This window comes from Saccharomonospora sp. CUA-673, assembly GCF_001942305.1.
Taxonomy (GTDB): Bacteria; Actinomycetota; Actinomycetes; order Mycobacteriales; family Pseudonocardiaceae; genus Prauserella.
The window spans coordinates 86,225-105,320 of sequence record NZ_MKKE01000003.1 but is presented as its reverse complement, the minus strand read 5'-3'; the positions used below and the strand labels follow the sequence as shown (position 1 = coordinate 105,320).

At 71.4% G+C, this 19,096-nt stretch carries 16 protein-coding genes and 5 pseudogenes; 15 read left to right on the top strand and 6 right to left on the bottom strand.

The window, feature by feature from the left end; translation table 11 throughout:
• The first annotated feature begins 455 nt into the window (after positions 1–455).
• From BJF85_RS02135 to BJF85_RS02110, 6 genes and pseudogenes are all read left to right on the top strand, one after another.
• Positions 456–1,279, top strand: a pseudogene (locus BJF85_RS02135) (thioesterase family protein).
• A gap of 36 nt (positions 1,280–1,315) precedes the next feature.
• A complete protein-coding gene (proC, locus tag BJF85_RS02130) occupies positions 1,316–2,122 on the top strand; it encodes a pyrroline-5-carboxylate reductase (RefSeq protein WP_075845527.1) in 807 nt (268 codons plus the stop codon).
• Positions 2,123–2,269: 147 nt separating this feature from the next.
• Positions 2,270–2,485, top strand: coding sequence for a helix-turn-helix domain-containing protein (locus tag BJF85_RS02125; protein ID WP_075845526.1), 216 nt, complete (start codon positions 2,270–2,272; stop codon positions 2,483–2,485).
• A gap of 143 nt (positions 2,486–2,628) precedes the next feature.
• Positions 2,629–2,730, top strand: a complete 102-nt coding sequence (locus BJF85_RS02120) for a 30S ribosomal protein bS22 (RefSeq protein WP_005453035.1) — start codon at positions 2,629–2,631, stop codon at positions 2,728–2,730.
• Between the two features lie 269 nt (positions 2,731–2,999).
• Complete coding sequence (locus BJF85_RS02115; RefSeq protein WP_075845525.1) at positions 3,000–4,055, top strand: NAD-dependent epimerase/dehydratase family protein; 1,056 nt, start codon at positions 3,000–3,002, stop codon at positions 4,053–4,055.
• Positions 4,056–4,066: 11 nt separating this feature from the next.
• Positions 4,067–5,101: a lysophospholipid acyltransferase family protein gene (locus BJF85_RS02110; protein WP_075845524.1), complete on the top strand. Its 1,035-nt coding sequence runs from the start codon at positions 4,067–4,069 to the stop codon at positions 5,099–5,101.
• A 73-nt stretch (positions 5,102–5,174) separates the two neighbouring features.
• On the opposite strand, the pseudogene BJF85_RS02105 reads toward BJF85_RS02110, so the two are convergent.
• The 3 genes and pseudogenes from BJF85_RS02105 to BJF85_RS02095 all read right to left on the bottom strand — a co-directional run bounded on the left by BJF85_RS02105 (position 5,175) and on the right by BJF85_RS02095 (position 8,349).
• Positions 5,175–6,199 (bottom strand): annotated as a pseudogene (locus tag BJF85_RS02105) (HAD family hydrolase).
• A 65-nt stretch (positions 6,200–6,264) separates the two neighbouring features.
• Complete coding sequence (locus BJF85_RS02100; RefSeq protein WP_075845523.1) at positions 6,265–7,485, bottom strand: DUF5667 domain-containing protein; 1,221 nt, start codon at positions 7,483–7,485, stop codon at positions 6,265–6,267.
• A 204-nt stretch (positions 7,486–7,689) separates the two neighbouring features.
• The gene (locus tag BJF85_RS02095) at positions 7,690–8,349 is read right to left on the bottom strand and encodes a sigma-70 family RNA polymerase sigma factor (protein WP_075845522.1); all 660 of its coding nucleotides are present in this window, start codon (positions 8,347–8,349) and stop codon (positions 7,690–7,692) included.
• 215 nt (positions 8,350–8,564) lie between these two features.
• Here BJF85_RS02095 and BJF85_RS02090 point away from each other — a divergent pair, with 215 nt between their 5' ends.
• A complete protein-coding gene (locus BJF85_RS02090; protein ID WP_083665851.1) occupies positions 8,565–10,124 on the top strand; it encodes an AMP-binding protein in 1,560 nt (519 codons plus the stop codon).
• Between the two features lie 59 nt (positions 10,125–10,183).
• Here BJF85_RS02090 and BJF85_RS02085 read toward each other — a convergent pair whose 3' ends face one another.
• Together BJF85_RS02085 and BJF85_RS02080 are read right to left on the bottom strand one after the other, a co-directional pair.
• The gene (locus BJF85_RS02085) at positions 10,184–10,417 is read right to left on the bottom strand and encodes a glutaredoxin family protein (protein WP_075845521.1); all 234 of its coding nucleotides are present in this window, start codon (positions 10,415–10,417) and stop codon (positions 10,184–10,186) included.
• A gap of 137 nt (positions 10,418–10,554) precedes the next feature.
• On the bottom strand, positions 10,555–10,926 hold the full coding sequence (locus BJF85_RS02080; protein WP_075845520.1) for an arsenate reductase family protein: 372 nt from the start codon (positions 10,924–10,926) through the stop codon (positions 10,555–10,557).
• Positions 10,927–11,254: 328 nt separating this feature from the next.
• Here BJF85_RS02080 and BJF85_RS02075 point away from each other — a divergent pair, with 328 nt between their 5' ends.
• Positions 11,255–12,298: a redox-sensing transcriptional repressor Rex gene (locus BJF85_RS02075; RefSeq protein WP_304442305.1), complete on the top strand. Its 1,044-nt coding sequence runs from the start codon at positions 11,255–11,257 to the stop codon at positions 12,296–12,298.
• Here the strand turns inward: BJF85_RS02075 and BJF85_RS29435 are convergent.
• The gene (locus BJF85_RS29435; RefSeq protein ID WP_255375332.1) at positions 12,277–12,414 is read right to left on the bottom strand and encodes a hypothetical protein; all 138 of its coding nucleotides are present in this window, start codon (positions 12,412–12,414) and stop codon (positions 12,277–12,279) included. The genes BJF85_RS02075 and BJF85_RS29435 overlap by 22 nt on opposite strands.
• On the opposite strand from BJF85_RS29435, the pseudogene BJF85_RS02070 reads away from it, so the two are divergent.
• The 7 genes and pseudogenes from BJF85_RS02070 (at position 12,355) to BJF85_RS02040 (ending at position 19,034) form a co-directional block, all read left to right on the top strand.
• A pseudogene (locus BJF85_RS02070) lies at positions 12,355–13,633 on the top strand (glutamyl-tRNA reductase). The gene BJF85_RS29435 and the pseudogene BJF85_RS02070 sit on opposite strands and share 60 nt — an antisense overlap.
• Positions 13,630–14,580: a hydroxymethylbilane synthase gene (gene hemC / locus BJF85_RS02065; RefSeq protein WP_075845519.1), complete on the top strand. Its 951-nt coding sequence runs from the start codon at positions 13,630–13,632 to the stop codon at positions 14,578–14,580. The pseudogene BJF85_RS02070 and the gene hemC overlap by 4 nt, the downstream one beginning before the upstream one ends.
• Positions 14,581–14,706: 126 nt before the next feature.
• Positions 14,707–16,238 (top strand): annotated as a pseudogene (locus BJF85_RS30985) (uroporphyrinogen-III synthase).
• 180 nt (positions 16,239–16,418) lie between these two features.
• Positions 16,419–17,389, top strand: a pseudogene (hemB, locus tag BJF85_RS02055) (porphobilinogen synthase).
• Positions 17,390–17,561: 172 nt separating this feature from the next.
• Positions 17,562–18,071 (top strand): hypothetical protein, encoded by a 510-nt coding sequence (locus BJF85_RS02050; RefSeq protein WP_075845518.1) that lies wholly within the window; start codon positions 17,562–17,564, stop codon positions 18,069–18,071.
• The gene (locus tag BJF85_RS02045) at positions 18,068–18,580 is read left to right on the top strand and encodes a DUF3093 family protein (RefSeq protein ID WP_222844423.1); all 513 of its coding nucleotides are present in this window, start codon (positions 18,068–18,070) and stop codon (positions 18,578–18,580) included. The genes BJF85_RS02050 and BJF85_RS02045 overlap by 4 nt, the downstream gene beginning before the upstream one ends.
• Positions 18,573–19,034 (top strand): hypothetical protein, encoded by a 462-nt coding sequence (locus tag BJF85_RS02040; RefSeq protein ID WP_083665845.1) that lies wholly within the window; start codon positions 18,573–18,575, stop codon positions 19,032–19,034. The genes BJF85_RS02045 and BJF85_RS02040 overlap by 8 nt, the downstream gene beginning before the upstream one ends.
• Positions 19,035–19,096 lie beyond the last annotated feature (62 nt).

Below are 19,096 nucleotides of genomic sequence, written 5' to 3'. Positions count from 1 at the left end.
GGCTCCGTACGCACCGCTGATCGCCGTGTGGTGCGAACCACTCACCGCTCGTGACGAGCGGTGCAGGCCAATTTCAAGATCAACTTCGCGTCGGGTGGTGTGAACCGGCGGGGTGGGGGCCGTATGGTTTCGGCCGTGGAGCCGCTGCGTTCACTCGATCAGATCGCCGACCCGAGTGGCGTGGACACATTGGTCGGATCGGGTGTCCGCCCCGCGAACGGTGGGCAACATGCACATTCGCTGCCTATCCTTCGCGAGCACGGCCGCAGACAACGGGGTGCGAGCTTCGGTCGCGACGCGTCCCGGAAGACGGGCACAGTGCAGGCCGGCGGGGAAGGGGTGACCGTGCGCGACGTTCCGTCCGGTGTCGAGTGGGTCCTGTCGTGGGAACGCTTACCCGCCGTTCCCCCTGCGCAAGGGGTCGACCGGCTGCCCCGGCGGCTGGCCAGTCGCTGGTGAGCGCGCAGGACAGTGCCGCCTTCGGCTCCTCGTGCGTCGTCCGCTCATTGGGGGACGGCACGTTCACGGCCGACCTGCGGCAGGAATGGTGCATCGACACGCACCCGCACGGCGGGTTCCTGCTCGCGTTGCTCGCGAAGGCCGCGCTCGACGTCGTGCGCGAGACCGGCGAACCCGCGATCGACCCGCTCGTGGTGAGCGCGGAGTTCCTGCGCCCGCCCGCGATCGGACCGGTGCTGCTGCGCACCGACATCCGCAAGGTCGGCAGGCGCGCCACCGTCGTCGCCGTGACGATGGAACAGCGCGGACGCAGCTGTGTGGAGGGGCGTGTGACGGCGGGCAGGCTGCCCGCTCGCGCGCCCGACTGGCACGACGCGCCGCCCGCCCCCGTCGAACCGCCTGCGGGCGCTGTTCCCCTGGGAGGCGACGACGACGGTGAGGGCGTGTTCCACCTGGCCCGCGGCTGCGAGGTGCGCATCGACCCCGCGACCGCCGGCTACCTGTCCGGGCGCACCGGCGACCCGCCGCGGCTGAGGCTGTGGGTGCGACCGCGACACGGCGTCGTCGACCCGTACTTCGCGCTGCTCGCCGGCGACATCAACCCGCCCGTGGTGCTGAACCTCGGACGGACCGGATGGGCACCGACGGCCCAGCTGACCGCGCTCGTGCGCGCCAGACCCGCACCCGGCTGGCTGCGGCTGCACGTCGAGAGCCGTTCGGTGCACGAGGCTGGTTCGACTCCGACGCCCTCGTCGTCGACTCCCAGAACCGCATCATCTGCCAAGCCCGCCAACTGGCCCTGGCCCCCGCCGCCCGGTAGCAGCCCTCACGAGCTCGGGTGCTTAACCTGAGGGGCATGACTGTCGCTGTGCTGGGTGCCGGGAAGATCGGCGAGGCGTTGTTGTCGGGGCTGCTCGATGCCGGGTACGACGCGGGGAAGCTGCTGTTCACCGAGCGTCACCCGGAGCGCGCCGCCGAGCTCACCGAGCGCTACGGCGTCGCGGGTGTCGAGGTCGCCGAGGCGGCCGAGCGCGCCGACGTGCTGGTCGTCGCCGTCAAGCCGCAGGACATCGACCCGCTGCTGGACGAACTGTCCGGCCTCATCGGCCCGAGCACGCTCGTCGTGTCGATGTGCGCGGGCCTGCCGACGGCGCTGTTCGAACGTCGCCTCCCGGAGGGCACGCCCGTCATCCGCGTCATGCCGAACACTCCGATGCTGGTGGGCGCCGCGATGAGCGCCGTCTCGCCCGGTCGGCACGCCACCGACGAGCACCTGCGCACCGTCGAGGAGCTGCTGTCGTCGGTCGGCAAGGTGATCGTGCTGCCCGAGTCCCAGCAGGACGCCGTCACCGCGCTGTCCGGCTCCGGTCCGGCGTACTTCTTCTACCTCGTCGAGGCGATGATCGACGCGGGCATCCTGCTCGGGGTGCCGCGGAACGTGGCGCAGCAGCTGATCGTCCAGGCGGCCGTGGGCGCGGGCAAGATGCTCGACGAGGGCGGTCAGCACCCCGTGACCCTCCGGGAGAATGTCACCTCGCCGGGGGGCACGACCATCAGCGGCATCCGCGAGCTCGAGAAGCACGGCGTGCGCGCCGCCCTGCTCGACGCCATCGAATCGGCCCGGGATCGCTCCATCGAGCTAGGCAAGGCCCACGAGGAGTAACCCACTCGGCCGGGGTGATCGCCTCGACGGCCGTCGCATCTGCCACACCAGTCCCGTTACCCTCGCATTAGCACGTACGTGTCGAAGCCACCCGGAGGGGAAGCCGCGTGGCGGGACACGTGCCCGAAAAGGGACACGGTGAGACCTATGCCGGCGAAGAACAGCGAGGATCTGCCCGGACCACGGCAGGTCCAGTTTTTGACGGTCGCCGAGGTGGCGCAGCTGATGCGCGTCTCCAAGATGACCGTCTACCGCCTCGTGCATTCGGGAGAGTTGCCGGCCGTGAGGGTCGGCAAGTCGTTCCGGGTGCCGGAGAAGGCGGTGCACGATTATCTCGACAACGCCTACTTCGACGTCGGTTGAGGCGACCGGCTCGAGGGGCTCGGCCGGGCCCCGGGTAACCTGGTAGGCCGTGCGCGTGGTCGCCATGCACGCCGCTGCCGAATGCGGTCGTGTCGGTGGCGCCCGCGCATCATCACGATCTATCGGTTTGAAGGAGTTCGCCCGTGGGCTCGGTCATCAAGAAGCGTCGCAAGCGCATGTCCAAGAAGAAGCACCGCAAGCTTCTGCGTCGCACGCGCGTTCAGCGTCGCAAGCAGGGCAAGTGAGCCCAGACTCCTGCGCCCGCGCGTCGGCCGGTTTCACCCGGTCGGACGCGCGGGCCGGTGCAGGGGTCCGCATCGGCCCTGTCATCGGAGTCTCCCTGTCCGGGGTCCCGTGCCGTCGGAATCCGGCGTTTCCTCTCGCCCAGGCGACCACGATCGGTCAAGGTCGTTAATTACCTGTAAGCGCATGCCGGAACGGATCACCCGCCGCGTACGATCGGTGGCCAGCGCCGACTTTCGTCGCGTGACCAGCCGCCTACCCGGGGGGTTCGATGCCGACCACTGCGCCCGACGCCGCAGCGCCCGACATCGTCCTGGTGACCGGTGTCGCCGGTGAGTTGGGCAGCAGGCTGCTCGCGCGCCTCGGCAACAATCCCGATCTCGAACGGGTCATCGGCGTCGACACCGCACCGCCGCGTCCCGAGATCCTGCGCCGCGCCGGCCACGCCGAGTTCGTCCGCGCGGACATTCGCAACCCGCTGATCGCCAAGATCATCTCCTCGGCGAAGGTCGACACGGTCGTCCACGCCTCCACGCACGCGCACCCCGCGGGGCCGAGCCGCCGCGGCGCGGTCAAAGAGGTCAACGTCATCGGCACGATGCGGCTGCTCGCCGCCTGCCAGAAGTCGCCGCTCGTGCGCAAGCTCGTCGTCAAGTCGTCGGCCGCCGTGTACGGGGCGGGCGCGCGTTCGCCCGCCGTGTTCGGCGAGGACTCCGACCTCGGCCCCACCTCGCCGTCCGGCTACGCCAAGGACGCCGTCGAGATGGAGGGCTACGTGCGCGGGCTGTCGCGCCGCCGCCCCGACATCACGGTGACGATGGGTCGGTTCGCCAACATCGTCGGTCCCGACGTCGACACCGTGCTCACGCGCTACTTCGCCCTGCCCGTCGTGCCCACGGTGCTCGGTTTCGACTCGCGACTGCAGATGCTGCACTCGTCCGACGCGCTCGCCGCGCTCGAGATCGCCACGCTCGAGAACAAACCCGGCGTCTACAACGTCGCCGCCGACGGCGTGCTCACGCTCAGCCAGGCCATCCGCCGCGCGGGCCGCATCGAACTGCCGTTGCCGCGCAGCGCGCTGCCGTCGGTGGGCACGGTGCTGCGCAGCGCGCGCATCGTCGACTTCTCCGCCGACCAGGTGAGCCTGCTCAACTTCGGTCGGGTCATCGACACCGCGCGCCTCAGGAACGACTTCGGCTACACCCCGCGGTGGAGCACCCGCGACGCGTTCGACGACTACCTCTGCGGCCGGGGCATCCGCCCGGTCGTCGACGGCGAACGACTCGCGGACGCACTGGCCGTCGCGGGCAGACGGGCACGGGAGTGACGGGAGCAGACATGAACGGTGGTGGGTCGTCGGCGCAGGTCATCAGACTGCATCGCAGCGGCAAGGCCGACACGTCCGAACCCGAACCCACGCCCGACGGCGAGGCGTCGGTGGTCGAGCTGCCGAGGTCCGGTGCGGCCGACGGCGCCGACACCGACGGTGCCCCCGACCCGGACGACATCGCCGCCGGGCTCGCCGAGGCCGCCGGTGACGAGCACATCGTCGACCGGCTCCTGATGTTCCTGCGCCACCGCCTCACCGGCGACTACCCCGTCGACGAGTTCGGCTTCGACCCCGAACTGACCGACACCCTGCTGCTCCCGCCGCTACGGCTGCTGTACGAACAGTGGTTCCGGGTGACGACGCTCGGCGTCGAGAACCTGCCCACCGACGGCGGCGCGCTGCTCGTCGCCAACCACTCGGGCGTGCTGCCCATCGACGCCCTCATGACCGCCTTCGCCGTGCACGAGGAACACCCCGACCAGCGGCACCTGCGCATGCTCGGCGCCGATCTCGTGTTCAAGACGCCGTTTTTGAGCACGTTGGCGCGCAAGACCGGGCAGACCCTCGCGTGCAACCCCGACGCGGAACGCCTGCTGCGGGCCGGCGAACTGGTGGGCGTGTGGCCGGAGGGGTTCAAAGGCGTCGGCAAGCCGTTCTCGGCGCGCTACAAGCTGCAGCGGTTCGGCCGCGGCGGGTTCGCGTCGGCGGCGATGAAGACCGGTGTGCCGATCATCCCCGTCGCCATCGTCGGCGCCGAGGAGATCTACCCCAAGATCGGCGACATCAAGCCGTTGGCGCGGCTGCTGGGCCTGCCGTACTTCCCGGTGACGCCGTTCTTCCCGCTGCTGGGTCCGCTCGGGGCGATCCCGCTGCCGACGAAGTGGACGATCGAGTTCGGCGAGCCGATCTGCACCGCGGACTACGAGTCCGAGGCGGTCGACGACCCCATGCGGATGTTCAACCTCAACGACCAGGTGCGCGAGGGCATCCAGCAGATGCTGTACCGCCACCTGGCCAAACGCCGCAACGTCTTCCAGGCCTGACAGCGCCGGCTCAATGCACCCAACGGCCCCATGGCTGCGTTGAACGCGACTATGGGGCCCTCGGGAGCACTGGTCAGACGCGGCGGCGGTAGGCGACCGCGCCTGCGACGGCGCCGGCGACCGCGCCCGCACCGAGCACCGAGGGAACGCCGATCTTCGCCGCCTTCCGGCCCGTGCGGAAGTCGCGGATCTCCCAGCCGCGCGCCCGCGCGGTGTCGCGCAGGTCGCGTCCGGGTTGACGGCCACCGCCGTGCCGACCACCGACAGCATCGGCACGTCGTTCTGCGAGTCGGAGTAGGCCGTGCACCGGCGCAGGTTCAGACCTTCGCGCGCGGCCAGTGCGCGCACCGCGTGCGCCTTCGCCCGCCCGTGCAGCAGATCGCCGACGAGCCGTCCCGTGTAGACACCGTCGACGCTCTCGGCGACGGTGCCCAACGCGCCCGTCAGCCCGAGCCTGCGCGCGATGATCGCCGCGAGCTCGACGGGCGTGGCCGTCACGAGCCACACGCGCTGACCGGCGTCCAGATGCATCTGTGCCAGCGCGCGGGTGCCGGCCCAGATCCTGTCGGCCATCAGCTCGTCGTAGATCTCCTCGCCGGTCTCGGTGAGTTGCTCCACGGTCGCGCCGGCGACGAACGACAGCCCCTGTTCGCGGATGCCGTCGACGTTGCCCTCCTTGCCGCCGACGCGGAACTTCAGCTGCTGCAACGCGAATCCGGCGAGGTCGGAGGCGGTGAAGTACTTGCGGGCCGCCAGTCCGCGGGCGAAGTGGAAGATCGACGCGCCGACCATCATCGTGTTGTCGACGTCGAAGAAGGCCGCGGCCGTCAGGTCCGGCGGGGCGGGCGGGGGAGGCGGTTCGTCCCCGTCGGGGATCTGCGGTTCGCCCTCCGCCGCGGGGCTGTCCGGGTCGTGCTCGGCAGGGTCGGCGGCGCGGGCCGCCGCGGCCTGCTCGGCCGCCGCCGCTTCCGCTTCGGCCGCTTCGGCTTCCATGGCCACGGCGGCGTCGGCCGAGGCCTCACCTGCCAGGGCAGCGAGCCGTTCGCGTTCCTGTCCCTTATTGCGGGCCCGCCACAGCGACACGCACACCGCCTCCACGGTCGAGTTCGGCCTTCACCTGGCTGTGTACTGAAGTGGTCAGGATACCGGGTGGCGGCCGCGGGTCATCCGGTGCTCACCGCCTGCGATCCGCCCAATCCGCTCAGCAGTGTGCCCAGGACCGTCGACGGGTCGTCGTCGGCGGAACCGTCCGGCAGGCGCGGCCCGGTGTCGGGTTCCGGGACGTCGAGCGCCGCACGCGGCGCGGCCGGCGGTTCGGGCGGCGTCCAGCGGGGTGTGGGCCGCTGTTCCGCCATCTCCGTGGCGGCCGTGGTCGCCTCGGACGCCGCGTCCGCCGGTGCCCCGCCCGCGAGGGTCGCGGCGGGCGGGTCGGCCGGTTCGGCCGCGACGCCGCCGTCCGGGTCGCCGGGGTCGGGGTCGCCGTCTCCGTCGGTGTCGGGCGCCGCGGGCGGGTTCGGAGCGCCGAGCGGCAGCTGACAGGCGCCGGTCGCGGGCAGCGCACCCAGCTCGTCGCGTTCGCCGGAGGTGATCTGCGTGCACGACAACCGCTCGCTGAGCGCCGTCGTCCGCGCCTCGACGCGCCACAGCAGTTCCTGGGCCTCGGGGGGCAGGGCCACCACGTACGCGCCTTGCGCGTGGGCCCATTCGCCGAGCCGGTCGAGTTGGCTGCCGTCGGTGGACGTGCCGATGTCGGTCAGCGCGCTCGCCGCCGACCGCGTGTGCTGTTCGAAATCGACGAACCCCTCGGCGTAGGCGTCCGCGTCGGCCCCGGCGTCGAGGGCGCCTGCGGAGGTCAGGTCGGTCAGCTCGCCGAGCCGGTCGGAGGCGTAGCCGAGGTGCTTGTAGGCGCGCTCCTCGTCGTCCCAGGTCAGGCCGATGGCGGTGTGTTCGCTGAGCTGCTTGAGCCCGTACAGCGCATCGCCGGGCAGCGCGTTGTCGGCCGTCCACAGAGCCGCGGCGCCCACCCCGAGCACCCCGACGACACCCGCGGCGACCGCTCCCGTGGCCAGCGCCGGCCGTTTCCGGCGCGGCTCCTCCTGCGAAGACTCCGGGTCCTGATCGGGGACGGGTTCCGGTTCGGCGGCCGGGTTCAGCACCCGGTCGGTGACGCGCGCCCGACCCGCCGGGGGCAGCGCACCGTCGCGTGCGGTGTCCCGGCCGAGCTCGCGCAGGGCGGCCACGACCGCCAGTTCGCCGGCGAAGTCCGGGTCGTCACCGGAGTCGACCGCACGGGCGAACCGTTCGTGTTCCCGGCGCTCGGCGCGGGTGAGCCGGCCGGTGCGCGGGTCGCGCGCGCCGCTCCGGTCGTTTCGTGGAGGCTCCACGATGGCAACGCCTCCTGGGCCTGCCGCGTGGTGACGGCATGTGACGTGTCCTGATGGGATCGCCAGGATCCTTCGCCTCGACAACGATGTCGTGGTCGCAGCGGTTACGGCACGTCCGCCGTATGAGTGGCGCGCGTTACAGCGGGTGTTCGGCCAGGTGGCCTGCCGGGCAGGTCGAGCGGGTTCAGCAGGGTTCAGCGGAGATCAGCGGAGCGCGGTGGGCAGCAGCTTCGCGAGCCTGCGGATCGCTCGGTGCTGCAGGGCCTTCACCGCCCCCTCGCCTCGCTGCATGATCTGCGCCGTCTCGGCCACGGAGTAGCCCTGGATGAACCGCAGGATGATGCATTCGCGCTGGTCGTCGCCCAGATCGGCGATGCAGCGCACGAGCTCGTCGTTGGTGTCCCTGCTGATGATCTGCTGCTCCGGCCCCGGAGCGGCGGCCGCGCCGGCGACCGCGGACCCGGACGCCACCGGATCGGCGACCTCGTCGGTGACGACCTCCAACCGCGCCCGGCTCGACTTCACGTGGTCGAGCACCAGGTTGCGCGCGATGGTCGTGAACCAGGCGCCGACGTCGCGGCCCTGGTAGCTGATCGACGTGATCCGCCGCAGCGCGCGCAGGAACGTCTCGCTCGTGACGTCCTCGGCGAGGTGCCGATCACCCACTCGGAGGAGGACATAGCGGTAGACGCCGTCGACATATCGGTCGTAAAGACGGCCGAATGCGCTCCGGTCGCCGCCCTGAGCGGCGCGCACGAGATCCCAGTTCTCGGCCATCGGATCGACGGCCGCAGGCTCCGGATCGGGCACAACTCGGAGCGGAATGCGTGCTGGACCAGCAGCAACAGCGATTGGCAGGCTCATCGTGTTGCACCTCCTCCGGGGCCGTTCCCGGACGTATCCGTGATCGGAGTGATCACCGCCACTGCGTCGCTACGGGAGCATACGCGGGGCTACCGCCCGGTAGGTAGTGGTGTCGGCGTCTCAATCCGGAGACGGCCCGGATCGCCGGATATGACGCAGATCTCTCCCCGAGCTCGCGCATGGCCGACAATGTGCGAGTGGAGGAGGCTGCGGACATGACGAGTGGGGCAGGCGAACCCGGCGGCGCGGGGGACGGAGAGCCGGGGGTCGGCAGGCGGAACGTCGCCGATCTGGTCAGCGCCGCCGCGCATCGGGCCGGGGACGGCGACGGCATCGTCGACCCGTCGTCCGGGGTGTCGCTGAGCTGGGTGCAGACCGACCGGGCCGTCGACGCGTTCGCCCACCGGCTCCGCGCGGCCGGGGTCGAGCCGGGCGACCGGGTGGCACTGCGGATGCCGACGTCGGCCGAGTTCGTCGTCGGCCTGTTCGCCGCACTGCGGGTGGGCGGCGTCGTGGTGCCGCTGTCACCGTCCGCACCCGACACCGAGACGTGCGAGCTGCTCGAGTCCAGCGGGGCGCGCGTGCTCGTCGCCGCGGCGGCTCCCGACGGGGCGCGGGTCGAGGCGCTCGTGCCCGACCTCGAGGCCGGCGACGCGGGGGACCACGGAGTCGTCGATCCGGTGGCGCCGCGCACGGGCGGGGAGGACCTCGCGGCGATCTTCTACACGTCCGGCACGAGCGGACCCGCCCGCGGCGTCCTGCTGTCGCACCGCGCGCTGCTGGCCAACGTCGAGCAGTTCACGGCCGTCCTGCCGCCGACCGACCGCGACCGCACGCTGGTGGCCGTCCCGCTGCACCACATCTACGGCCTCGGCCCCGGCCTGCTCGGCGCGACCGCGCGCGCGGCCGGCGTGGTGCTCGCACAGCGGTTCGACGCCCGCGACACCCTCCACGCGTGCCGCACACACGCGATCACCCTCGTCGTGGGCGTGCCCGCGATGTACACCGACCTCGCCGCCCGGCCGCCGGAGGAGCTCGCCGACGCCATGGCCACGGTGCGGCACTTCCTGTCGGGCGCCGCGCCGCTGCATCCGCGCGTACTGACGACCATCGGCGACGTCACCGGCATCCCCGTCTACGAGGGGTACGGGCTCACCGAGGCCGCGCCCGTCGTCACGTCCACGCTGGCCAGCGGGTACGCCAAGGCCGGCTCGGTGGGCAAACCGCTGCCCGGCATCGAACTGCGGCTCGTGGACAGCGACGGTTCGGCCGCGCACGTCCCGCTCGACCCGGCAGACCCCGACGACGCCTTCGGCGACGACATCGGCCTCACCGGACTCGTGTCGATCCGCGGGGACAACCTGTTCAGCGGCTACTGGCCGGACGGCGACCACGGACCCGACGCCGACGGCTGGTACCGCACCGGCGACGTCGGCTACCTCGACGCCGACGGCGATCTGCACCTCGTCGACCGCGCCAACGACCTGATCATCGTCAACGGGTTCAACGTGTTCCCCCGCGAGGTCGAGGACGCGATCCGGACGCTGCCGGAGGTCGCCGAGGTCGCGGTCGTGGGCGTGCTCGACGACCGCACCGGCGAGGCCGTGCGGGCGTTCGTGCGGCCCGTGCCCGGGGCGTCGCTGTCGGCGCAGCAGGTCGTCGACGTCTGCGAGCGGCGGTTGGCGCGCTACAAGGTGCCCTCGTCGGTCGAGTTCGCCGACGAGCTCCCGCACACCGCCCTCGGCAAACTCCGCCGAGCCCAGCTCCGCCCCTGACCCCGCCAGGTCTGCACTCAGCTTTGCAAGTTCTGCACTCAGGGCCGCGAGGTCTGCGTTCAGGCGAGCGCGGCGCGGAGACGGTCCTCGTCGACGGTCCAGTAGCCGTGCTCGTCGCCGTCGACCAGCAGCACGGGCACGCGGTCGCCGTACTCGGCGCGGTCCTCGGGGTCGGCGTCGACGTCGACGGTCGACCACTCGACACCCAGGTCCCCGCAGATCCGCGCGACCTCGGCCTCGGCGACCTCGCAGGCGTGGCACCCGGTACGGGTCATGACGGTGACGTGATGCATCCCGGAATCCTCCCAAACCACCGTGGGGCGCGGCTTGCCGTCGTGTCCGCATCCTGCGTCGCCGTGTTGGCATTTCACGTCGTCGTGTTGGCACAAAGCGGCGACGTGGGGTGCTGACACGGACGAGCCTTGCCGCGTCAGGTGCGGGCGAGGGCGTCGCGGACGGCGTCCTCGGTGCGGCCGACGACCGCCGTGCCGTCGTCGGCCGTGATGATCGGGCGCTGGATCAGCTTCGGGTGCTCGGCGAGCGCGGCGATCCACCGGTCGCGGCCGGACGCGTCCCGCGGCCACTCGGTGCGGTCCTTGAGGTTCAGGTCCTTCGCGACCTGCTCCTGGGTGCGCGTGATGTCCCACGGCTCGAGGCCGAGCCGGTCGAGGACGTCGCGCAGCTCGGCCTCGGTCGGCACGTCGTCGAGGTACCTGCGCACCGTGTACTCGGCACCTTCCGCGTCGAGCACGGTCAGCGCGCTGCGGCACTTCGAGCACGCCGGGTTGATCCAGATCTCCATCGCTCGCTCGCCTTCGCCCGTGGTTCCTCCGGCGGCGAGCCTAGTGAACGCGAGATGCCAACACAGCGACGCAGATTGCTGACACGCCCGCGCGGGGTGCTGACACGGCGACGTGGGGTGCTGACACGCCGGGGTGCTGACACGGCGGGTTGTGACTCGGTGTCAGAAAGGTGGGGGCTGTGGCCCAGGTCAACGCCTTTACCAGCTACTTTGTGCACGCGTTCACAAATGAACTACCGTGTTCCCACCGGATGAGCGCGTGCATCGAACACGGTCGGTGGCTGTCCGGTCAAGGGTTTGACGCGAATTCGGTGACGGGAGTCCGGGCGTGAATGCACAGCGGGGCAGGCGCAACCTCGCCTCCTCGGTGCGCGGGCTCGCGCGCTCCCGTAAGGCCGCCAAATCCGACCCCAAGGACCCCAGCGACCCGACCGACGCCAAGGGCGCGAAAGGCTCGGCGAGCGCCAACGGCAAGGTGGACCCCAAGAAGGCCAAGACCGCGAAGGGTGCCGACGGCAAGGACTCCAAGGACGGCAAGGACCCCAAGAGCGGCACCGACGCCAAGGGCTCCAACGGGGACGCGAAGTCGATCCCCGAGGCCGCCGTCGGCCGGATGGCCGTCTACCTGCGGGTGCTGTCGAGCATGCAGGAGCAGGGCACCGCGTCGGTCTCGAGCGAGGAGCTGTCGGCCGCCGCGGGTGTGAATTCCGCCAAACTCCGCAAGGACCTGTCCTACATCGGTTCCTACGGCACGCGGGGCGTCGGATACGAGGTCGAGGTGCTGATCGGCCAGATCGAGCGCACCCTGGGACTCAACAGGCAGCAGCGCGTCGCCGTGGTGGGAATCGGTAACCTCGGACATGCGTTGGCAAACTACGGCGGATTCCCCGGACGCGGATTCCCTGTCGAGGCGCTCTTCGACATCGATCCGGATCTGATCGGGGTGCCGGTGGGCGGTCTGCCCGTGTCGCACCTGGACGACATTCCCGAGGTGTGCGCGGAGCGGGAGATCTCCATCGGGGTCATCGCGACACCGCCGACCGCGGCCCAGACGGTGTGCGACAGGCTCGTCGCAGGCGGAGTGCAGTGCATTCTGAACTTCGCGCCGGTGGTGCTGCAGGTCCCGGAACACATCGAGGTTCGGAAGGTGGATCTGGCTGTCGAGATGCAGATCCTCTCCTTCCACGTGGCGCGAAGGGCGGACGGCGAAGTGAACGGCCAGACGGCTGGGGCAGGCGACGAGGGCGCGAACACCGCGGCCCCGCAGGCGACCGAGGAGACCCCCGAGGTGGCTGAGGTGGCGACCCAGGCGGCTCCGGAGGCTTCGGCGTCTTCGGAAGCGGCGTCCGCTCAGGCGGTGGTGTCGCGATGAGCATCCTCGCGCTCGGACTGTCCCACCGGACGGCGGACCTGACCACGCTCGAGCGGGTGTCGATCCCGGCGCCCGAGGTGCCGAAGATCCTGCACGAACTGCAGCAGGCCGACCACGTCTCCGAGGTCATGGCCGTCTCGACGTGCAACCGCATCGAGGTCTACGCGGTGGTGGAGACGTTCCACGGCGGTCTCGGCGACATCTCGTCGGTGCTCGCCCGCCAGGCCGGCATGCGCCCGACGAGCTGTACGACAACTTCTACGTCCACTACGCGGGCGCGGCCGTCGAGCACCTGTTCAACGTCGCCTCCGGTCTCGACTCGATGGTCGTGGGCGAGACGCAGATCCTGGGCCAGGTGCGCGCCGCGTACGCCACCGCGCGCGACGCGGGCACCGTCGGCCGGACGTTGCACGAGCTGGTGCAGACGACGCTGCGCGTCGGCAAGCGCGTGCACACCGACACCGGCCTCGACCAGCTGGGCGCGTCGGTCGTGTCCGCGGCGCTGGCCGAGGCCGAGGACGCGGGCGGCAGCCTCGAGGGCAAGCGCGCCCTCGTCGTCGGCGCGGGGTCGATGGGCGCGCTCGCCGCGTCGCACCTGCGCAAGGCGGGGATCGCGAACGTCGTCGTGGCCAACCGCACGCACGCCAACGCCGAACGGCTCGCCGAGTCGGTCGCCGAACAGGGTGTGCCGGCCACGGCCGTGCCGCTGGCCGAGCTCGCCGACGCCGTGTCCGGCGCCGACGTCGCGTTCGTGTGCACCGGTGCGAAGGGCGCCGTGCTCGAGGCGCGGCACGTCGCGCCGCGCACCACGCCGCTGGTCGTGGCCGACCTCGGCCTGCCGCGGGACGTCGAACCCGAGGTCGGCGCGTCGACGGCGTGCACCTCGTGGACCTCGACACCGTGCGGCACCGGATGAACTCGTCCGGCAGCGGCACCACCGAGAAGCAGACCGCCAAGGCCGCGGGCATCGTCCTGGACGAGGTCCGCTCCTACCTGGCGGGACAGCGCAGCGCCGCCGTCACCCCGACGGTGACGGCGTTGCGCAAGCGGGCGGCCGAGGTCGTCGACGCCGAGATGCTCAGGCTCGACCGGCGGCTGCCCGAGATCGACGCCGACGTCCGCGAGGAGGTCGGCCGCACGGTCCAGCGCGTGGTGGACAAGCTCTTGCACGCCCCGACCGTGCGCGTGAAGCAACTCGCGGCCGAGACCAACGACACCGACTACGCGACCGCGCTGCGCGAGCTGTTCGAGCTCGACCCGCAGGCGCCGAAGACGGTGTCGAGCCCCTCGGTCCCCATGACCCCCACCGACCAGATCGACGGTGACAATCCGTGACCAAGAGCCCGATCCGTATCGGCACCCGCGGCAGCAAACTGGCCGTGGCGCAGACCCGGACCATCGCGAACATGCTCGTCGAGGCCGGTCAGGAGGTCGAGATCGTCACGGTCTCGACCCCGGGTGACCGCTCGAGCGCGCCCATCGCGGAGATCGGCGTCGGCGTGTTCACGTCGGCGCTGCGCGAGGCGTTGCTCGCCGACGAGATCGACGTCGCGATCCACTCGTACAAGGACCTGCCCACGGCGCCCGAACCGGGCCTCGTGCTGGCGGCCGTGCCGCCGCGGGAGGACCCGCGGGACGCGCTCATCGCCCGCGACGGCCTGACGCTCGGCGAACTGCCGCCCGGGTCGACCGTCGGCACCGGTTCGCCGCGCCGGATCGCCCAGCTGAAGGCCCTCGGGCTCGGTTTGACCGTCGTGCCGATTCGCGGCAACATCGACACCCGGATCGGCAAGGTGACGTCCGGTGAACTGGACGCGGTGGTGCTGGCACGGGCGGGCCTTGCCCGCGTCGACCGGGCCGACGAGATCACCGAGACCATCGACCCGCTTCAGATGCTGCCCGCTCCCGCGCAGGGGGCGCTGGCCGTGGAGACGCGAGTCGAGGACGTCGAGAGCGAACGTCTCCTCCGGTCCATTGTGGATGACGAGGTGACGAGGGTGGCCGTGCGCGCCGAGCGCGCCATGCTGGCCGCACTCGAAGCCGGTTGCAGCGCACCGGTCGGAGCGCTGGCCGACGTCGTGGAGGACCTCGACAGCGAGGGCAGGGTCGTCGACCGCATCTCGCTGCGCGGCGTCGCCGCGGCGGGCGAGGATGGAGTCGAAGGCGACTCCGTGCAGATCCTCCGGGCCTCCGCCGTCGCCGAGACGAAGGACGCCGACGAACTGGGCCGTGGGCTGGCCGCCGAGCTGCTCGAGCTCGGCGCGGGCGCACTGTCGTCCTGACCCCCGGCGCCGGTGAACCGGGCGTGCGCGCCCGCGTCGCCGGCACCGAACCCCGCTAAGCGCACTGTAAGTACGAATTGGGCCGCATACCTCGGTGTGGCCGCTGCTAGAGGAGAAACGAAGCACATGACCCCCGCAACCAAGACCACGGGGCGCGTCGCCTTCGTGGGCTCGGGCCCGGGCGACGCAGGCCTGCTCACGGTCCGCGCCCAGGAGCTGCTGGCCAAGGCCGACGTCGTCGTGACCGACCCGGACGTGCCCTCCGGCGCCTGGCCCACGCCCGCGAGGAGGCCGAGGTCCGTCCCGCGGTCGGTGAGCCGGGGGACGTCGCCAAGGACCTGGCCGCCGAGGCCGAGTCGGGCCGGGTCGTGCTGCGCCTCGTCGCCGGCGACCCGCTCACCCAGCCCGCGGTGGTGTCCGAGGTGCAGGCCGTGTCGAAGACCGAGGTCGTCTTCGACGTCGTGCCCGGTGTCACGCCGAGCACCGCGGTGCCCGCGTACGCCGGTCTGCCGCTCGGGGGCAACCACACCGAGGTCGACCTGACCCGCGACGTCGACTGGAAGGGCGTCGCGCAGGCGCAGGGCCCGATCGTGCTGCACGGCACGTCCAGCCACCTGGCCGAGGCGGCCTCGCAGCTGATCGACAACGGCATCGAGGCGGACACGCCCGTGGCCGTCACGTCGAACGGCACGATCAACACCCAGCGCACGATCGAGACGACGCTCGGCTCGCTCGGCGCGGACGCCGGTGAGCTCGCCGGCGCGCTGATCGTCACCGTCGGCGCGATCGTCTCCGACCGCAAGCAGCTGTCCTGGTGGGAGTCGCGCGCCCTGTACGGCTGGAAGGTGCTCGTGCCGCGCACGAAGGACCAGGCCGGTGACATGGCCGAGCGGCTGCGCAGCCACGGTGCGACGTCGCACGAGGTGCCGACGATCTCCGTCGAGCCGCCGCGCAGCCCCGCGCAGATGGAACGCGCCGTGAAGGGCCTCGTCGACGGCCGCTTCCAGTGGATCGTGTTCACCTCCGCCAACGCGGTGAAGGCCGTGTGGGAGAAGTTCAACGAGTTCGGCCTCGACGCCCGCGCGTTCTCCGGCGTGAAGATCGCCTGCGTCGGCGAGGCGACGGCCGAGAAGGTGCGTTCGTTCGGCATCCAGCCGGAGCTCGTGCCCGAGGGAGAGCAGTCCAGCGAGGGCATGCTCAAGGAGTTCCCGCCGTACGACGAGATCCTCGACCCGGTGAACCGCGTGCTGCTGCCGCGCGCCGACATCGCCACCGAGACCCTGTCGGCCGGGCTGACCGACGCGGGCTGGGAGGTCGACGACGTCACGGCCTACCGCACCGTGCGCGCCGCGCCGCCGCCCGCCGAGACCCGCGAGATGATCAAGACGGGCGGGTTCGACGCCGTGTGCTTCACGTCGTCGTCGACCGTGCGGAACCTGGTCGGCATCGCGGGCAAGCCGCACGCGCGGACGCTCGTGGCGTGCATCGGGCCGAAGACGGCAGAGACGGCGACGGAGTTCGGCCTGCGCGTCGACGTCCAGCCGGAGTCGCCGAACGCGGTCGTGCTGGTCGACGCCCTCGCCGCCCACGCGGCGAAGCTCCGCGCCGAGGGTGCCCTGCCGCCCCCGAAGAAGGCCAAGCGCACCCGCCGCTCGTAGTCCCGTTTTCAAGCTCCCAAGGGCCCCATAGTTGCGCGGAATCGAACACTGCCACGCGGAGCGTGTCCGTTTGGGTGGTGGTGGGAGACGGGTGGGCGCGACCAAAGGGCCCTTGGGAGCTTTTACGTCGAGGGGTGTTCCGTGCGCCGGCCGCCGGTTCGGGGCGAGTAGCCTGACGGCGTGTTCCCCGAGCATCGTCCCCGCAGGTTGCGCACCACCCCGGCCGTGCGCCGGCTCGTCGCCGAGACCACGGTGCGCCCGCGGCAGCTGATCCTGCCCATGTTCGTCGCCGAAGGGCTGTCGGAGCCGCGTCCCATCGGGAGCATGCCCGGCGTCGTGCAGCACACGCGCGAGTCGTTGCGGAAGGCGGCGACCGAGGCCGTGGAGGCGGGCGCGGCGGGCTGATGCTGTTCGGCGTGCCCGAGACGCGCGACGCGACCGGGTCGGGGGCGACCGACGAGGACGGCATCCTCAACGTCGCGCTGCGCGATCTGCGCGCCGAACTGGGCGACGACACGGTGCTGATGGCCGACACGTGCCTCGACGAGTTCACCGACCACGGCCACTGCGGCGTCCTCGACGCCGACGGCGGCGTCGACAACGACGCCACGTTGCAGCGCTACGCCGAGATGGCGCTCGCGCAGGCGCGCGCGGGCGCGCACTGGCTCGGGCCGAGCGGAATGATGGACGGCCAGGTCGGCGTGATCCGCAGGGCGCTCGACGACGCCGGGTTCACCGACACCGCGATCCTGGCGTACTCGGCGAAGTACGCGAGCGCGTTCTACGGCCCGTTCCGCGAGGCCGTCGACTCGCAGCTGCAGGGCGACCGCAACACCTACCAGCAGGACCCGGCGAACCCGCGCGAAGCCGTGCGGGAGATCGAACTCGACATCGCCGAGGGCGCGGACGCCGTCATGGTCAAGCCCGCGCTGTCGTACCTGGACGTGATCCGCGCGGCCGCGGAGGTCTCGTCCGTGCCGGTCGCGGCGTACAACATCTCCGGTGAGTACGCGATGATCGAGGGCGCCGCCGCCAACGGCTGGGTCGACCGGCAGCGCACGATTCTCGAGGTCCTGACGTCGATCCGCCGCGCAGGCGCCGACCTGGTCCTCACCTACTGGGCCGCCGAAGCCGCCACCTGGCTCGACTGACCACCCCGGCCAGAGCTCCCAAGGGCCCCATAGTCGCGTTGAACGCAACTTTTCTTCCCATCGCGCCTGCTTGAGTGCGAAGGGAAGATTGGTCGCGTTGAACGCGACCATGGGGCCCACGGGAGCTACCACCTCTCAACGTGTGGGGCTATGCCACCTACCCTTCTGGGGCATGAGCGAAGCCGACGAAAGCGACGACCAGCGCCGGGCACGCGGGCTGCCTCCCGAACCGCGGCGGCCGGGGGATCCCGAGCCGGAGGCGCCGAAACCGGTGCATGTCGCCTACTGGCTGCTCGTCGCCGCCGCGGTGGTGCTGACGTTGGCCTTCGTGGTCGACCTGCTCAACCGTGAGGCGTTCACCGCCGCGCTGATCGAGCGCAACACCGAGGACGGCATCGCCGACGAGCAGATCGCGGCGGGCGTCGAGTCGATGCTGTGGTCGCTGATCGTCGGCGCCGCGGCCGTCGGCGCGCTGCTCGTGCTGTTCGGCTGGAAGGCCCGCCAGGGCACCCGGTCGGCCCGTACCGTCGTCACGGTGCTCGTCGTGCTGATGGCCCTGTTCTCCCTGCTCGGCGGCGGCTACCTGGTGATCGTCGCGGTGCTGCTCGCACTTGCTGGCTCGGCACTGATGTACCTGCCGAGCGTCGACCACTACTTCCCGAAGGTGCTCAAGCGACCGTGACCGACACCAACGACACCCCGGACACCAACGACACCAACGACGGCACCCCGGACACGCCGAAGCAGCAGGAGACCGTCCACTACCAGGAGGTGGGCGCGTCCTACTGGCGGATCTGGCTCGGCCCCGGACTCGCCGCGCTCGGCGCGCTCACGCAGGTGCTGCTCGGCGACCGGCCGCACTGGCTGATGTGGATCATCACCGGTGTCGGCCTGATGTGGCTCAATGCCGTGTGGGTGCTGGCGCGCCGCCGGTTCCTGCGGGTCCGCGTCACCGACAGCGTGCTCGTGCAGGGCACCGAACGGGTCCCCATGTCCGACATCGCCTCCGTGCTGACCCGCGAACCCCGCCAGGGCACCCGCGTGCTCGGCGGCGGTCCGGCGGTGCCGCGGGGCTTCGAGGGCGTCGAACTGAAGCTCACCGATCGCAAGCACGCGCTCGCCTGGTCGAAGGACACGGAGACGTTCACGGCGGCGTTGCGCACGGCCATGCGAAACTCACGCCGTGACTGAGCAAGCCGGTACGGACGCCGCCACCGATCCCGCGACCGACCCTGCCCGGACGCCGGTGGGCGACCCCGGCGCGCGGCGGGCCGAGCGGAAGCCGGCCGCCCACAGCAGACATCAGCGGGCCGGCGGCCGGTTGCACCAGCCGTGGCGGGTCGTCGTGGCGGCGGTCGAACTCGTCGTCGCCGCGGTTGCCGTGTGGGTGGCGTTCCCCGTGTGGAACGCCGGTATCCGCGAGGTCACCGTCGAGGCCGCCGACGGCACCGCGCTGACCTCGCAGGTCTACGACGGCAACTGGATCTCCTTCGCCGTCGCGCTCGGGGCGTTGGCGCTCGTGCTGGTGATCGACGCGATCCGCCAGCTGATGCTCGGCATCGCCGCCAAGGGAAAGAAGCCGAAGAAGCGCAAGGAACCCGAACCGGACTATCCCGACACCGACCCGGACAGCGTCACCCCGTAATGCCGGGGGTCACTCCGGTCAGGAGGCAGGCACGGCGGTCCGAACCCGTTTTGCGAGACTGG